Source organism: Lysobacter sp. DMC104 (assembly GCF_056313665.1).
On record NZ_JBQUZW010000003.1, the window covers coordinates 245,751 to 259,995 of the forward strand.

Here is a 14,245-nt window from a genome sequence, read left to right on the forward strand (position 1 = left end):
CCGCTTCGGTTGTCGCGACTCCGTCGCTCCCATGGGGAAGGTTTGCCGGGGCTTTGGTCGCGCCTACCGGCGCTCCTACAGAAGCAGGTGTCGCGGCTCGCGCCGCTCCCACAGTGCGGGACTGGCGTGTGATGCATCGATCAAGGCGATCGATGTCGATGCCGACGGGTGCTGCCAGCCTGTTGGATCGTGCAGGCAGCGGTGACGGGGCTTTCATGTAACGTGACCGGCGGGCCCTGACGGGCCCGGAGCAGTCTGTCCATCCGTCGGTTCACAGATCAAGGAGTGATGTATGCGATCCGTCCATGCAGTGAGGGGGATGTTGTTGGCGCTGTTGTGGTGTCTCGCGTGTGGCGTCGTCCACGCCCAGTCCGTGCGCATCAGCGTCGCCGAGTTCTCAAAGGATCCCGCGAAGGTCGCCAGCCTGAAGGCCGCGATCGATTCGATGCGGGTCGCCAGCAATGCGGACCCGATGTCCGTCGACTTCCGCACCAGCCTGGCCTACTGGGCCAACACGCACGGTTACATCGGCACGGGCACGCATGCGACCAGCATGGAGGCCTACATCACCAACTACCGCATGCCGCAGTGCCTGCAGGCTTATCCGAAGAGCGTGTGCGACACGTACTACCAGCACGTGGTGAACGTGAACGTGCCGCCGGACGGCTTCACCGATTCGATCTGGGGGACGTGCCAGCACGGCAACCTGTTCTTCCTGCCGTGGCACCGCTTCTACCTGTACTACTTCGAGCGCACGGTGCGCAAACGCTCGAAGGACCCGAACTTCGCGCTGCCGTACTGGAACTACTTCGACAACTACGTGCCGGCGCGAAAGGGCATCGCGCTGCCGCCGCTGGTGGTCGGTGACCCGAACACGCTGAAGGACCAGTGGCGCACGCCCGGGCTGAACGAGGCGAAGGTGGTGATGGACCCGCAGTCCGCCGATGCCTCGCAGGCGTTCGCGTTCAACGATTTCACCAACTTCTCCAACACGCTGCAGGGCCAGCCGCACGGTGCGATGCACTGCGCCGTGGGCTCGGGCTGCGTGATGCCGGACATCGGGCTGGTGCCGATCGCCGGTGCGGACCCGGTGTTCTACATGCACCACGCCAACATCGACCGGCTGTGGCAGTGCTGGATGGTGGGCAAGGCCGGCGGCAAGCCGATCGATCTGGCGTGGGCGAAGGCGAACCTCGGCATGCCGGATGAATGGTACGAGCAGCAGTACACCTTCATCGACGAGAACGGCCAGCCGGTGACGGTGAAGGTGGCCGACGTGTTCTCGGAGAAGTACACGCCGCAGTACGACCAGTTGCAGAACTGCGGCACCAACCCGGTGCAGGCGCGGCCGCTGCTGCTGGCCGCGGCGACCGAGAAGGTCGGTCCGCTGAAAGTGCATCAGCCGCGCACGACGAGCAAGCCGGTGCTGCTGGGCAGCAAGCCCGTCGACGTGTCGCTGCAGGCGGCGCCGAAGTCCGGCATGGACAGCGAGGCGGTCATCGACACCAACGCCACCGGCCAGACCTATCTGGTGCTGGAAGACGTGAAACTGGTCGGCCTGCCGACGCTGACCTACAAGGTCTACCTCTTCGACAAGGCGCATCCGAAGCGCGCCAGCTACATCGCCACGATCAGCATGTTCGGTGCCGGCCCGGCGCATCCGGGCCACGGCGATGGCGGCTCGCTCGGCGATCTCGTCTACCAGGTCAGCGGGCAGTTGTCGGAGTTGGGCATCCAGTCCGCGGACCTGGTCGGGGTGCGCTTCGAGCCGACCAACCTGCTCGTCGGCCAGAAATGGAAGGAACCGGCGGCCGGCAACGGCGTGAGCGTCACGCGGGTGCGGCTGCAGACGTCGGCCACGGCGCCCTGACAACGTTGCGTTGGCGGGGTGACGCCTTGCGGCGTTGCCCTGCCCGTGCGGCCCGCACTCGTGCGGTTCGTCATGCGAAAAAGCCCGCGAAAGCGGGCTTTTTCGTTGGCTCGGCGGATCGCTTGTGCGTCGCGGCTCACGCCGCTCCCACAGAAGGCGGGAAGGCTTGTCGCCACGGTGAGCGGTGCCGCTTTGCTCCCTCCCCTTCAAGGGGAGGGCCGGGGTGGGGATGGGTTTCAGCGAGTCGCGCAAAGAAGGTACAAGGCCGTCATCCTCGCGCAAGCGAGGACCCATGTTTCAGTCGTGATCAGGCTTGGGTCCTCGCGTTCGCGAGGATGACGGTGGAGCGTTGACCCGGTACAGATAGCGGAGGGGCTGCCGCTTCGGTCGTCGCGACTCCCGTCGCTCCCACAGGAAGGGCATGCCGCGGTTTGGGTCGCGCCTCCCGGCGCTCCTGCAAGAGCCCCGCCGCCGCGGGAGGTACGGCAATCGCGGCGATTGTCGCGGCTCACGCCGCTCCCACAGGAGGCGTCTGCCGTGTCGGTGGTCGCGCCTACCGGCGCTCCTACAGGAAGGGTGGGAAGGCTTGCCATGTCGGACGCTGCCTTGCTCCCTCCCCTTCAAGGGGAGGGCCGGGGTGGGGATGGGTTGGGTGCGGCGGCTCAGCCGGCGTCGCGGCTGTAGACGATGAAACCGAGGTGTTGGGCGACCTTGTCGTAGAGGGCGCGGCCGGTGGCGTTGTCGACGTGGGTCTGCCAGTAGACGCGGCGGGCGCCGGCGGTCTGGGCTTCGCGGGAGACGGCTTCGATCAGGCGGCGGCCGATGCCCTGCCCGCGCTGGTCTGGGTCGGTGAACAGGTCCTGCAGGTAGCAGACCGGTTCGATGCGGGTGGTGCTGCGGTGGAACAGGTAATGCGTGAGCCCGACGAGGCGGCCGCCGCGTTCGGCGACGAAGGCGAACACGGGTTCGACGGGATTGAAGAAGCGCTCCCACGTACAGTCGGTGATCGCCTGCGGCAGCGCGGTGTCGCCGCTGCGGCCGTAGAAGGCGTTGTAGCCGTCCCACAGCGGTTGCCACTGCGGGCGGTCGTCGCGATGCAGCGGGCGGACGAGGAGGTCGGCGTGGGTCATGGCGGGACTCCGGCGGGATGTGGGCACTGTGCAGGAAATCGGAGGTGTGCGCATGGCGCGGCAAGGCGCGTGTCGGCTTCGGAGGCGGAAACGATCGAGCCCCACCGCGATGCGGCGTGATGCGTCGCACGACAAGAAGGTCCCTCGCCTTCGGCTCGGGATGACAGTGATTGGGGCGTAATCGCACGGCATCGGCATCGCGATGCATGCGCCCGGAAAGCACGAAGCCCCGCGATGCAGGGCTTCGTGAGATGCGTGAAGCGGGTCCCTCGCCTTCGGCTCGGGATGACAGCGAGAAATGTGCTGCTTACGCGAACGGATCCCGCAGGATGATGTTCGCGTCGCGGTCGGGGCCGGCCCAGGCAGGCCTCATCGCGCAACGACGATGAGGCCGCGCCTGCGGCTGACGACAACGAAGTGCCGTCGTTGCCGCGATCAGGCGAACGGATCGCGCAGGATGATGTTGGCGTCGCGATCCGGTCCGGTGCTGACGATCGCCAGCGGGCAGCCGGCGAGTTCTTCCAGCGCGCGCAGGTAGGCGCGGGCGGCGGGCGGGAGTTTGTCCCACTCGGTGATGCCGGCGGTGGATTCGCTCCAGCCCGGGAATTCCAGGTACACCGGCTTGCACTCGCGCCAGCCGTCGGCGTCCAGCGGGGCGTATTCGCTGCGCTTGCCGTGGTACTCGTAGGCGATGCAGATCTTGAGCTTCTCCATGCCGTCGAGGATGTCGAGCTTGGTGATGCACAGGCCGGTGATGCCGTTGATGGCGACCGCGCGCTTGAGCGCGACGATGTCCATCCAGCCGCAGCGGCGCGGGCGGCCGGTGGTCGCGCCGTATTCCTGGCCGCGGTCGCGGATGCCCTGCCCCACGTCGTCGTCGAGTTCGGTCGGGAACGGGCCGCCACCGACGCGGGTGGCGTAGGCCTTGGCGATGCCGAGGACGTAGTCGATCGCATCCGCACCGACGCCGGTGCCGGCCAGCGCGCCGCCGACGGTGGTGTTCGACGAGGTGACGTACGGGTAGGTGCCGTGGTCGATGTCGAGCAGCGAGCCCTGCGCGCCTTCGAACAGCACGCGTTTGCCCTGCTTGCGCAGGTCGTGGAGGATGCCGGCGACGTCGGACTTCATCGGTTCGACGTACTCGCCGAAGGCCAGCGCGTCGTCCAGCGTCTGCTGGAAGTCGATGGCGTCGACCTTGAGGTACTGGGTCAGCACGAAGTTGTGGTAGTCGAGCGCGGCGCGCAGCTTCTCGGCGAGTTCGGCCGGGTAGCGCAGGTCGGCGACGCGGATGCCGCGGCGCGCGACCTTGTCTTCGTAAGCGGGGCCGATGCCGCGGCCGGTGGTGCCGATGGCGCCCTTGCCGGCGGCCTTCTCGCGGGCCTGATCCAGCGCGATGTGGTACGGCATGATGATCGGCGTGGCCGGGCTGATCTTGAGGCGGCTGCGCACGTCGACGCCGTTGGCTTCGAGCTCGGCGATCTCCTTCTGCAGCGCGCCGGGATGCAGCACCACGCCGTTGCCGATGAGGCAGAGCGCGTCGTCGCGCAGGATGCCGGAGGGAATCAGGTGCAGGACGGTCTTCTTGCCGCCGATCACCAGCGTGTGGCCGGCGTTGTGGCCGCCCTGGAAGCGCACGACGGCGCCGATGTCCTGGGTGAGCAGATCGACGATCTTGCCCTTGCCCTCGTCGCCCCACTGGGCGCCCAACACCACCACTGATTGACCCATGACCTGACTCCGGATGTTTGTTGCAGGAGCGCCGGGAGGCGCGACCTGATGCGTCGACGAGGGTCATGTCCAGGTCGCGCCTCCCGGCGCTCCTGCAACGATGTGGACCCTCCGACACGGAAAAAGCCGGCGGGGCGTGGGCCCCGTCCGGCTTTTGTGCATTATCCGGGTTTCGGACCCCGGGGGCCACCCTCGGCGCGGCTTTTTGCCGGCCGCGGGATGAACGGCGGGGCCGGACATCCCGCGGCACGGGGTCGGCGGACGCGGGTCAGCGGGCGCCGGCCTTGGCCTGCTGGCGGTCGATATAGTCGTCGATGCCGTTCTTGTTGGTGTCGAGCCGGCGACCGGTCACCTGGTAGTAGGTGCGGCTGGTCAGCGGGCCACGGACGTAGGCCTTCCTGACCGGATCCCAGTAGGTGGCGGCGGGGTCGATGCTGTCGCCGATGAAGTACATCGTGGTCGACGGGAACAGGTCGATGTTGGTGCCCGGGAAGCAGTCGGTGGTGTCGGGCCCGCTGGTCAGGCGGTCGGCCAGCGCCTTGAGGCAGTCGTCGGCGGTGATCACCTCGTACACGTGGCGCGGCTGGTCGAGCTTGGCGATCGGCAGGCTCAGGCCGCGGCCGGGCTCGATGGTCGTGGCCTTGTCCACCAGCGTGCGCGTGGTGTTGGCCCAGGGCTCGAACGGCATGCCGGTGAAGTCGGCGATGCGTCCGCCCGGCACCATCTGGTCCAGCGCCTGCACGCGCGGCAGTTCCTGCATGCGCAGGTTGGCCAGTTGCAGCGGGGCCGCGGCGGCGTTCGCGTTGAACACGCCGAGGTTGAGCGTACCGTTGATGGTGTCCAGCGTGCCGGCGTCGAAGGCATGCAGGCGCGGGTTGAGCGTCATCGCGGTGCCGCCGCTGTCGCGCAGGATCACGTCCTTGATGACGATCGGGTTCGGCGTGTTGAGGCTGAAGTTCACCGTGGTGAACGTGGCGCCGATGTGGAACAGCACGCCGCCCGGCGCCTGCCCGGGCGAACCGACGCAGCTGCCGCCGTTGGGCGCGCTCCAGCGCAGCGTGTACGGGTAATAGGTGTTGCCCTGGAACACCTGCGCGCCACCGGTGGGGCCGATCACCGTCGGGTTGAGCCACGGGCTGTTGCAGCCGCCGTACGACCACGCGACCACCGGGGGCGTCGTCGACGGATACAGGATGGTCATGTCGAGGCTGTACGCGGCGGCCGCGTTCGGGTTCACCAGGTCCCAGTTCCACATCGTCTGCAGCGACAGGCCGACGTTCGCCGCGAGCGTGGAGAATTCGCCGTCGCTGAAATGGCGGCGGTAACCGGCACGGTCCTCGGCGGTGAGGCTGCCGCCGGCCGGCATCACGTGGTGCTTGTAGGTGTCCTCGCCGGCGGCGACGGTGGTGTTGTGCGCGAGGCCGTAGTTGTGGCCGGCCTCGTGCGCCGCGGTGCCGCCGATCGAGTTCGCCCAGCGATCCAACGTGGAATTGGCGCCGTTGAGCGCGCCGCCCGGGCCGCCGGTCCAGTCCTGGTAGGTCTTGCCCCAGACGTAGGCGTAGTCGACGGCGGTCGGATCACCGGTGTCCACGGCCTGCGCGAGGCCGAAGAGGCCGTCGGCGATGTCGGACTTCGTCGTCACCGCGACCGTGTTGCGGCGCGCGAACGTGGCCGGCGGCAGCGTCGAGGTCGGGATCACCTGCACGTTGAACTCGCAGTAATCCAGTTCGACGACATGCGTGACGGCGTCGCGCAGCGCGGTGGTGGTGCCGGTGTAGCTGGGCAGGTCGGCCGCACTGAACGGTGCCGCGGGATTGGTCACCGAGCCGGCGGAAAAACCGAACGAGGGATACGCCAGCGGCGCGGTGGGATACAGCAGGTAGAGCTTGTTCGCCTTGTTGCCCGGGTTGTAGGCGACGCAGGTGGCGGCGTGCGCGGAGGCGCCGACGGACAGCAGGGCAAGGGCGATGAGACTGCGGCGCAGCGTCCGGTTGCGGCGGCGTGCGTGGATCGTGTCTTTCATGACAAGCCTCTCCATAGCATGTGCGAATGGAACGTCGGCCAGCCGCTCGGCCGATGCCGACGACGTGGCGACGCACGACGCGTTGTGTTCCGATTCCTTCGGCACGACGTCGTACCCCGCAGGCGCATCTTCATCACGGCGCAGAAGAAAATGAAAGCGCGCGCCGGAAAGCGTCACGGTTTCGGGCGGATTGCACGGCATCGGCACGTGCGGTGCGCGCGTGCGATCGATCGTCTGGATGGCGCGCGCGCGTTCGATCAGCCGCGCATGAGGTAGAGGCCGAATAATCCGGCCGAGATCACGCACGCGCCCAGCACGCGCAAGCGCGTCGGCGGCATCGACAGCAGGTGTTCCGCGGTGCGGCGCCATGCGCCCGGGAAGGCGAACAGCAGCAGGCCTTCGATCACGGCGGCGAGGGAGAGTGCGGTCCAGAGGTCGGCCATGGAGACAGCCTGATCACCGCTCGCGGTCAAGCATCGGCATTGACGCAGTACCAGGTGGGTGGTGCGTCCAACCCCTGCCAGAAGATCGCAATCGCATCACAGGCGACACATCGGTACAGAAACGTGGCCCTCGCGTACAGCTCGTCGGCCGCGAGACCCGCATCCGGCATGGCGTTCCACGCATGGGCGCTGGTGACGAGGTATTCGTTCGGATTGGGAATCTCACCACTCGTGTGCGCATACCCACGCCGACAACATGGACAAGCGTACTTGGCCATGCGTCAGAAAGGCTTCACCGATCGCTGCGCATGTACTGCAGGAACGGATCGTCCTTGTCGAGCACGATCACCGCCTGGCCGTCCTTGAACGACTCGCGGTAGGCCTCGAGGCTGCGCTGGAAGGCGTAGAACGCGGGGTCGGCACCGGCGGCGGTGCCGTAGAGGCGCGCGGCCTCGGCATCGCCTTCGCCGCGCAGCTTCTGCGCGTCGCGCTCGGCTTCGGCGAGGATCACCGCCTGGTCGCGATCGGCGCGGGCGCGGATCTCGTTGGCCTGCTCCGCGCCCTCGGCCCGCAGCTGGCTGGCGACCTGGTGGCGCTGCGCGCGCATGCGGTTGTAGACGTCGCCGATCACCTTGCTGTCGGTCGGCAGGTCGATCTGCTTGATGCGCAGGTCGATGATCCGCACGCCCAGCGTGGCCGCGCCCTTGTTGATCGTCTCCAACTGGGTACCAGCGAAGGTGCTGCGCTCGCCCGACACCACCTGCGACAGCGTGCGGGTGTTGATCTCGCTGCGCAGCGCGTCCTTGATCATCGGCTTCAGGCGCACCACCGCGGCGCTTTCGTCGCCGGCGGTGGCGCGATAGAACGCACGGGTGTCGCGGATCTGCCAGATCACGAAGTAGTCGACGCTCACGTCCTTGCGTTCGGAGGTGAGGTAGCGATCGGGTTCGTCCGGCAGCACCTGCGGGCGGGCGTCGTAGATGCGCGCGCTCTCCAGCAGCGGGACCTTGAAATGCAGGCCGGAACCGAGGTCGCTGCGCACGACCTTGCCGAGGTTCAGCACGATCGCGGTGTGGCCTTCCGGCACCACGAACGTCGTCGTCAGCAGCAGGAACAGCGCGGCGAGCGCGGCGGGAATCCAGAGGGTCGGTCTCATCGGCCATCTCCTTCGCGATCGGTGCCGCGGGGCTTGCGCACGTCGTCATCCGGCGTGGCGGTGACCATCGGCGCGATCATCTCGGGCGTGGGCGCCGCGGGTGCCGCCGCGGATGCGGTCGGCGTGCGCGCCGGCGCGGGCGGCAGGTACAGCACCTGGCGGCTGTCGCCGCCGACGACCTTGCGGTTCTCGGCCAGCACCTGCTGCACGGTTTCCAGCCACAGGCGCTTGCGGGTGACGTCGGGGGCGCCGCGGTATTGCTGCAACAGCAGGCTGAAGCGCTGCGCGTCGCCGGTGGCGCGGGCGATGGACGCGGTCTTGTAGCCTTCGGCGACGGTGCGGGTGCGGGCCGCTTCGCCGCGCGCCTCGGGCACCACCTTCGCGGCGTAGGCGCGGGCCTCGCTGATCAGGCGGTCCTTGTCCTGCTGCGCGCTGTTCACGTCGTCGAACGCGGGCTTCACTTCATCCGGCGGACGCGCGTTGGGCAGGTTCAGTTCGGTGACGACCAGGCCGGTGCGGTAGGCGTCGAGCGACTTCTGCAACCGCGTGCGCGCGGCCACCGCCAGCGCGTCGCGCGCACCGAGCACGGTGTCCAGCGGCGAGCGGCCGACCTGTTCGCGCACCGAGCTGAGCGTGGCTTCCTTCAGCACGATCTCGGCATCGCGGGTACCGAACAGCGCCTGGCGGGCGTCGCTGATGCGGTACTGCACGTTGAACTCGACGTTGACGATGTTCTCGTCGCTGGTGAGCACCGGCACGGTATCGCTGAGGGTCTTGATCTCGGTGGCGTTGACCTTCTCCACCGTCTCGATCGGCCACGGCAACTTGAAGCCGGGACCGGGGGTCATGATCCGCGAGAACTTGCCGAAGCGCAGGACCACGCCGCGTTCCTGCTCGGTGACCAGCACGAAGCAGGAGAAGATGAGCCACAGCGCGACCACCACCGGCAGCCAGCGCAGCGGGCTGCCCGCGCCGCCACCGCCACCGTCGAACAACCCGCGCAGCTTCGCCAGCAGGTCGCCGCCGCCGCGTCCGCCGCCACGGGGTTTCCATGGGTCGCGGCCGCCGCCGGAAGAGGAATCTCGGTTGTCGCCTTTGCCGGGGGTGTTCCAGGCCATGCCCGCTCCGAAGCCGATGTGCCCCGCAGGGATGCGGGCGCGTCCGGCAGTTTACAAGGTGTCGTCGTCCGCGCTGCGGGGCAGCAGCGGCTCCAGCGCGTCGCCGCCGGGACCGGCCGCGAGCTTCTCGGCGTCGGCGCGGGCCAGATCGATGTCGAGCGTCCAGCCGCCGTCGTCCTCGTGCGTCTCCGCGCGCACGGCCTCCAGCGCGAACAGGCGTGCGCGCAGCGCACCCGCACGCGCGGGCAGGCGCACGCGGCCGAGCACGCGACGCAGGCCCAGCCGCGCCGCCAGCGCATCGCGCAGCAGGTCCAGCCCCAGCCCATCGCGCGCCGACAGCCACACGCGTTCGCGCGCGACTTCGTCCAGGCCGTGGTCGACGACGGTGCCGTCGTCGGTCGGATGCACCGCGGGATCGTGCCGCGGCACGGCGCCTTCGATGCGGTCGATCTTGTTGAAGACCAGCAGCTGCGGCAGATCGCCGGCGCCAACTTCGGCCAGCACTTCGTCGACCTGGCGGATGCGGTCGTCGCGATGCGGGTCGGCGGCGTCGATCACGTGCAGCAGCAGATCGGCTTCGCGCGCTTCGGACAGCGTGGAGCGGAAGGCGGCGACCAGTTCGTGCGGCAGGTCGCGCACGAAGCCGACGGTGTCGGCCAGCACCACGCCGCCGCCGGGCAGCGCGATGCGGCGCACGGTGGGATCGAGCGTGGCGAACAGCTTGTCCGCGGCGTAGGCCTCGGCGCCGGTCAGCGCGTTGAACAGCGTGGACTTGCCGGCGTTGGTGTAGCCGACCAGCGCGACGCGCGGCAGTTCGCTGCGCACGCGGGCGCGGCGCATCTGCGCGTGCTGCACTTCGACCTTGTCGAGCCGACGCTGCAGTTGTTCGACGCGTTTCTGCAGCAGGCGGCGGTCGGTTTCGAGCTGGGTTTCGCCGGGGCCGCGCAGGCCGATCGAACCGCCGCGCTGGCGTTCGAGGTGGGTCCAGCCGCGCACGAGGCGCGTGGCCATGTGCCGAAGTTGCGCCAGTTCAACCTGGAGCTTGCCTTCGTGGCTGCGCGCGCGCTGGGCGAAGATGTCGAGGATCAGGCCGGTGCGGTCGACGACGCGGCGGCCGAGCGCCTTTTCGAGGTTGCGCTCCTGCACCGGGCTCAGCGGATGATTGACCAGCACGAGGTCGGCGCCGGTGGCGTCGGCCGCGACCTTGGCTTCCTCCAGCTTGCCGGTGCCGATGAGCAGCGCGGCGTTGGGGCGGTCGATGCGGGCATGGAGCAGGGCCGCGACGGTGGCGCCGGCGGAGCGGGCCAGGTCGGCGAACTCCTCCAGCACGTCGGGCTCGGGCGGGCCGCCGGCGTGCGGCTGGATCAGCAGTGCGGTCTCGCCCTTTCGGGATCGTTCGAACAAACCGGAAGGTCCGTCAATGAAGAACGCGCAGTATGACCGCTGCGGCGCCGGAGCGCCGCATCCCGGATCACGGGGTTGGCGTCGGGGCGCCGGAAGGCGCCCGCGGCGTCAGTCGTGGTCGCCCGGCAGCATGCCGGCCGGCGCGTCGTCCTGGTCGGCCGCGTGCACGTAGCCGCCACCCGGGCCGACGCGCACGTTGCGCGCGGGCACGACGGTGGAAATGGCGTGCTTGTAGACCATCTGGCTGACGGTGTTGCGCAGCAGGACGACGAACTGATCGAAGGACTCGATCGTGCCCTGCAGCTTGATGCCGTTGACGAGATAGATGGACACCGGAACGCGCTCGCGGCGCAACGCGTTCAGGAAAGGATCCTGCAAGGACTGCCCCTTCGACATGGTGCTCCCCGTTTTGGGTCTTGTTATTGGCTGGAACATGACGGCTGACGATGCTCTGGTGTCGGTGATGTGCGACAAGCCGGTCCGGTCGCCGAAACGAGGCGACTCCCCCACCGGAACCCGGATGGTTACATAACCGGGAGCTGACCGGAAGCCGGACGATCGTCCGGCTTGCTTCCCCCGGTCGCGAAAAGAAAGCCGTTGATCGCGTTTTCAAGACGTTTCATGTCTTTTGCGGGATCGAACCAGCGCAGCTCGGGCAGCCCGCGCAGCCAGGTGAGCTGGCGCTTGGCGAGCTGGCGGGTGGCGAAGATGCCGCGGTCGCGGAAGGTCGCGGCATCCGTGGTGCCGTCGAGGTGTTCCCACGCCTGGCGGTAACCGACGGCCCGCAGCGCCGGCAGGTCCAGCGGCGCCTGGTGGTCGCGCAGCGCCGGCAGCGCGCGCAGGGCGCGGACCTCGTCGAGGAAGCCGGCGGCGAGCATGGCGTCGAAGCGGCGTTCGATACGGGCGTGGAGCACGGCGCGATCGACCGGGGCGATCGCCAGCCGCAGCACGCGGCACGGGAAGCGCGGCCCGGCCGCGGCGTCGCGCTGCCAGGCGCTGATCGGCCGGCCGCTGACCCGGTACACCTCCAGCGCGCGACGGATGCGCTGCGGGTCGGTGGCGTGGATGCGCGCCGCGGCAACGGGGTCGACCGTCGCCAGTTCGGCGTGCAGCGTCGCCCAGCCGCGTTCGGCGGCCTCGGCGTCCAGTTGCGCGCGGACGGCGGCGTCGGCCTCGGGCATCGCCGACAGGCCGTCGAGCAGCGCGCGGAAGTACAGGCCGGTGCCGCCGGCGAGGATCGGCAGCCGCCCGCGGGCGATGATGTCGTCAACGGCCGCGCGCGCGTCGGCCGCGAACTCGGCGGCGGAATACGGCTGCCAAGGGTCACGCACATCGATGAGGTGATGCGGGACGGCCGCCTGCTCCGCCGCCGTCGGCTTGGCTGCACCGATGTCGAGCCCGCGGTAGACCAGCGCCGAGTCGACGCTGACGATCTCGCCGCCGAAGCGCGTCGCCCAGTCGAGCGCGAGCGCGGTCTTGCCCGACGCGGTCGGGCCCATCAGCGCGATGGCGAGGGGGCGGGTGTCGGCGGGCATGGACGTGGCTTAAGACGCCGCGGATTTCGACAGCAGTCGCTTGATGGCGAGATAGGCAAGGAAATGCCGCCACCATGCAACACATGCGAACAGCGTCGAGGCGGACAAAGCCATCATCACTGCGTTGGCCTGCGGACTGGCCTCACCGCGCAAGCGGGTCGCCAGCAGCGCGATGCAGACTGCCATCGACAGCATGGCCACCAGCAGGACCATGCGCCAGCGGCGACGTACACCCAGCAGGCGAACGATCTCAGTACCCATGCACCCTCAGCGTCTCCTGCACGCCCTTGTGCGTGAACTGCACGGCGTCGGAAGGCGGTTTGCCGAGGCGGCTGACGACGAGGATCGCGAGCGTCGCCGCGATCACGCCCGGCACCATTTCGTAGAGGCCGCTGCCGTGCTGCTTCACCGCGATCTCCTTCCACAGGATCACGGTCGCGGCGCCGGCGATCATGCCGGCCAGCGCGCCGTTGCGGGTCATGCGGCCCCAGAACAGCGAGCACAGCACCACCGGGCCGAACGCGGCGCCGAAGCCGGCCCACGCGTACGACACGAGGCCGAGCACGCGGCTGTCCGGATCGCGCGCGATCCAGATCGCCAGCAGCGCCACCGCCAGCACCATCGCGCGGCCGAACCACACCAGTTCGCGCTGGCCGGCGTTCGGGCGCAGGAAGCCCTTGTAGAAGTCTTCGGTCAGCGCACTGGAGCACACCAGCAACTGGCACGAGAGCGTGCTCATGATCGCGGCGAGGATGGCCGACAGCAGCACGCCCGCCACCCACGGGTTGAACAGCACGGTCGCGAGCTGGATGAAGACGCGCTCGGAGTTCTCGGCGACCGGACCGACCTGGTCGGGATGCTGCGCGAAATACGCGTTGCCGAAGAAGCCGACGGCCATCGCGCCGAACAGGCACAGCACCATCCAGGTCATGCCGATGCGGCGCGCCTTGGGGATGGTGGTCAGCGAATCGGCGGCCATGAAGCGGGCGAGGATGTGCGGCTGGCCGAAATACCCCAGCCCCCACGCCATCAGCGAAATGATCCCGACCGCACCCAGCGTGCCGCCCTTGAACCAGTCGAGCTTGCCCGGGTCGACCTGCTCGATCAGCGCGAGGCTGGGCCCGACGCCGCCGCTGCCGAGCACCACCACGATCGGCGTCAGCACCAGCGCGAAGATCATCAGCGACGCCTGCACGGTGTCGGTCCAGCTGACCGCGAGGAAGCCGCCGACCAGCGTGTAGAGGATGGTCGCTGCCGCGCCCCACCACAGCGCCTGCGCGTAGGGCACGCCGAACACGCTCTCGAACAGGCGCGCGCCGGCGACGATGCCGCTGGCGCAGTACACGGCGAAGAACACCAGGATCACCACCGCCGAGAACACGCGCAGGAGTTTCTGTTTGTCCTCGAAGCGATGGGTGAAGTAGTCCGGCAGCGTCAGCGCGTTGCGGGTGCGCTCGGTGTAGATGCGCAGCGGGCCGGCGACGAACTTCCAGTTGGCCCAGGCGCCGGCGATCAGGCCCAGCGCGATCCATGCCTCCGACACGCCGCCGGCGTACAGCGCGCCGGGCAGGCCCATCAGCAGCCAGCCGCTCATGTCCGAGGCGCCGGCCGACAGCGCGGTGACCACGCTGCCCAGCGAGCGTCCGCCGAGGATGTAGTCGTCGAAGCTGCGGGTCGACCGCCACGCCCAGAACCCGATCAGGATCATGGCGCCGAGGTAGAGGCCGAAGGTGATCAGCAGCGGTTGGCCTGCGGTCATGCGCGATTCCGGGCAGCGGTCGGGAAGCGGCGAGGATACCCCGCGGCGCCGGCGCGACGCAGCCCGGCCGGGGGCTTGC

General features: G+C 68.9%; 12 protein-coding genes. 1 reads left to right on the plus strand and 11 read right to left on the minus strand.

The features are described 5' to 3' along the window. Nucleotides 1-373 precede the first annotated feature (373 nt). Entirely contained in the window at nt 374-1,870 is a 1,497-nt protein-coding gene (locus tag ACT53R_RS06060; protein ID WP_476170945.1) for a tyrosinase family protein, read from the plus strand. A 662-nt stretch (nt 1,871-2,532) separates the two neighbouring features. Here ACT53R_RS06060 and ACT53R_RS06065 read toward each other — a convergent pair. From ACT53R_RS06065 to putP, 11 genes are all read right to left on the minus strand, one after another. Then, nucleotides 2,533-3,000 carry an N-acetyltransferase family protein gene (locus tag ACT53R_RS06065; RefSeq protein ID WP_476170946.1) on the minus strand — a complete coding sequence of 156 codons (468 nt, stop codon included), beginning with the start codon at nt 2,998-3,000 and terminating at the stop codon, nt 2,533-2,535. Nucleotides 3,001-3,435: 435 nt separating this feature from the next. Continuing rightward, nucleotides 3,436-4,728, minus strand: a complete 1,293-nt coding sequence (locus ACT53R_RS06070) for an adenylosuccinate synthase (RefSeq protein WP_476170947.1) — start codon at nt 4,726-4,728, stop codon at nt 3,436-3,438. A 268-nt stretch (nt 4,729-4,996) separates the two neighbouring features. Further along, entirely contained in the window at nt 4,997-6,751 is a 1,755-nt protein-coding gene (locus ACT53R_RS06075) for a hypothetical protein (protein ID WP_476170948.1), read from the minus strand. A gap of 257 nt (nt 6,752-7,008) precedes the next feature. Continuing rightward, on the minus strand, nt 7,009-7,194 hold the full coding sequence (locus tag ACT53R_RS06080) for a DUF2065 domain-containing protein (RefSeq protein WP_476170949.1): 186 nt from the start codon (nt 7,192-7,194) through the stop codon (nt 7,009-7,011). Nucleotides 7,195-7,486: 292 nt separating this feature from the next. Beyond that, complete coding sequence (gene hflC / locus ACT53R_RS06085; RefSeq protein ID WP_476170950.1) at nt 7,487-8,350, minus strand: protease modulator HflC; 864 nt, start codon at nt 8,348-8,350, stop codon at nt 7,487-7,489. Then, on the minus strand, nt 8,347-9,468 hold the full coding sequence (gene hflK / locus ACT53R_RS06090) for an FtsH protease activity modulator HflK (RefSeq protein ID WP_476170951.1): 1,122 nt from the start codon (nt 9,466-9,468) through the stop codon (nt 8,347-8,349). The genes hflC and hflK overlap by 4 nt, the downstream gene beginning before the upstream one ends. 51 nt (nt 9,469-9,519) lie before the next feature. Beyond that, a complete protein-coding gene (gene hflX / locus ACT53R_RS06095) occupies nt 9,520-10,872 on the minus strand; it encodes a ribosome rescue GTPase HflX (RefSeq protein WP_476170952.1) in 1,353 nt (450 codons plus the stop codon). 108 nt (nt 10,873-10,980) lie between these two features. Next, nucleotides 10,981-11,268 carry an RNA chaperone Hfq gene (gene hfq / locus ACT53R_RS06100; RefSeq protein WP_476170953.1) on the minus strand — a complete coding sequence of 96 codons (288 nt, stop codon included), beginning with the start codon at nt 11,266-11,268 and terminating at the stop codon, nt 10,981-10,983. Nucleotides 11,269-11,396: 128 nt separating this feature from the next. After that, nucleotides 11,397-12,407, minus strand: a complete 1,011-nt coding sequence (gene miaA / locus ACT53R_RS06105; RefSeq protein WP_476170954.1) for a tRNA (adenosine(37)-N6)-dimethylallyltransferase MiaA — start codon at nt 12,405-12,407, stop codon at nt 11,397-11,399. A 9-nt stretch (nt 12,408-12,416) separates the two neighbouring features. Further along, a complete protein-coding gene (locus ACT53R_RS06110) occupies nt 12,417-12,668 on the minus strand; it encodes a hypothetical protein (protein WP_476170955.1) in 252 nt (83 codons plus the stop codon). Beyond that, the gene (putP, locus tag ACT53R_RS06115; RefSeq protein ID WP_476170956.1) at nt 12,658-14,166 is read right to left on the minus strand and encodes a sodium/proline symporter PutP; all 1,509 of its coding nucleotides are present in this window, start codon (nt 14,164-14,166) and stop codon (nt 12,658-12,660) included. Before putP ends, ACT53R_RS06110 begins: the two co-directional genes overlap by 11 nt. Nucleotides 14,167-14,245 lie beyond the last annotated feature (79 nt).

Coding starts and splice junctions, on each gene's coding strand:
- ACT53R_RS06065 (WP_476170946.1), bottom strand. CDS start 3,000: ATGACCCACGCCGACCTCCTCGTCCGCCCGCTGCATCGCGACGACCGC.
- ACT53R_RS06070 (WP_476170947.1), bottom strand. CDS start 4,728: ATGGGTCAATCAGTGGTGGTGTTGGGCGCCCAGTGGGGCGACGAGGGC.
- ACT53R_RS06075 (WP_476170948.1), bottom strand. CDS start 6,751: ATGAAAGACACGATCCACGCACGCCGCCGCAACCGGACGCTGCGCCGC.
- ACT53R_RS06080 (WP_476170949.1), bottom strand. CDS start 7,194: ATGGCCGACCTCTGGACCGCACTCTCCCTCGCCGCCGTGATCGAAGGC.
- hflC (WP_476170950.1), bottom strand. CDS start 8,350: ATGAGACCGACCCTCTGGATTCCCGCCGCGCTCGCCGCGCTGTTCCTG.
- hflK (WP_476170951.1), bottom strand. CDS start 9,468: ATGGCCTGGAACACCCCCGGCAAAGGCGACAACCGAGATTCCTCTTCC.
- hfq (WP_476170953.1), bottom strand. CDS start 11,268: ATGTCGAAGGGGCAGTCCTTGCAGGATCCTTTCCTGAACGCGTTGCGC.
- miaA (WP_476170954.1), bottom strand. CDS start 12,407: ATGCCCGCCGACACCCGCCCCCTCGCCATCGCGCTGATGGGCCCGACC.
- ACT53R_RS06110 (WP_476170955.1), bottom strand. CDS start 12,668: ATGGGTACTGAGATCGTTCGCCTGCTGGGTGTACGTCGCCGCTGGCGC.
- putP (WP_476170956.1), bottom strand. CDS start 14,166: ATGACCGCAGGCCAACCGCTGCTGATCACCTTCGGCCTCTACCTCGGC.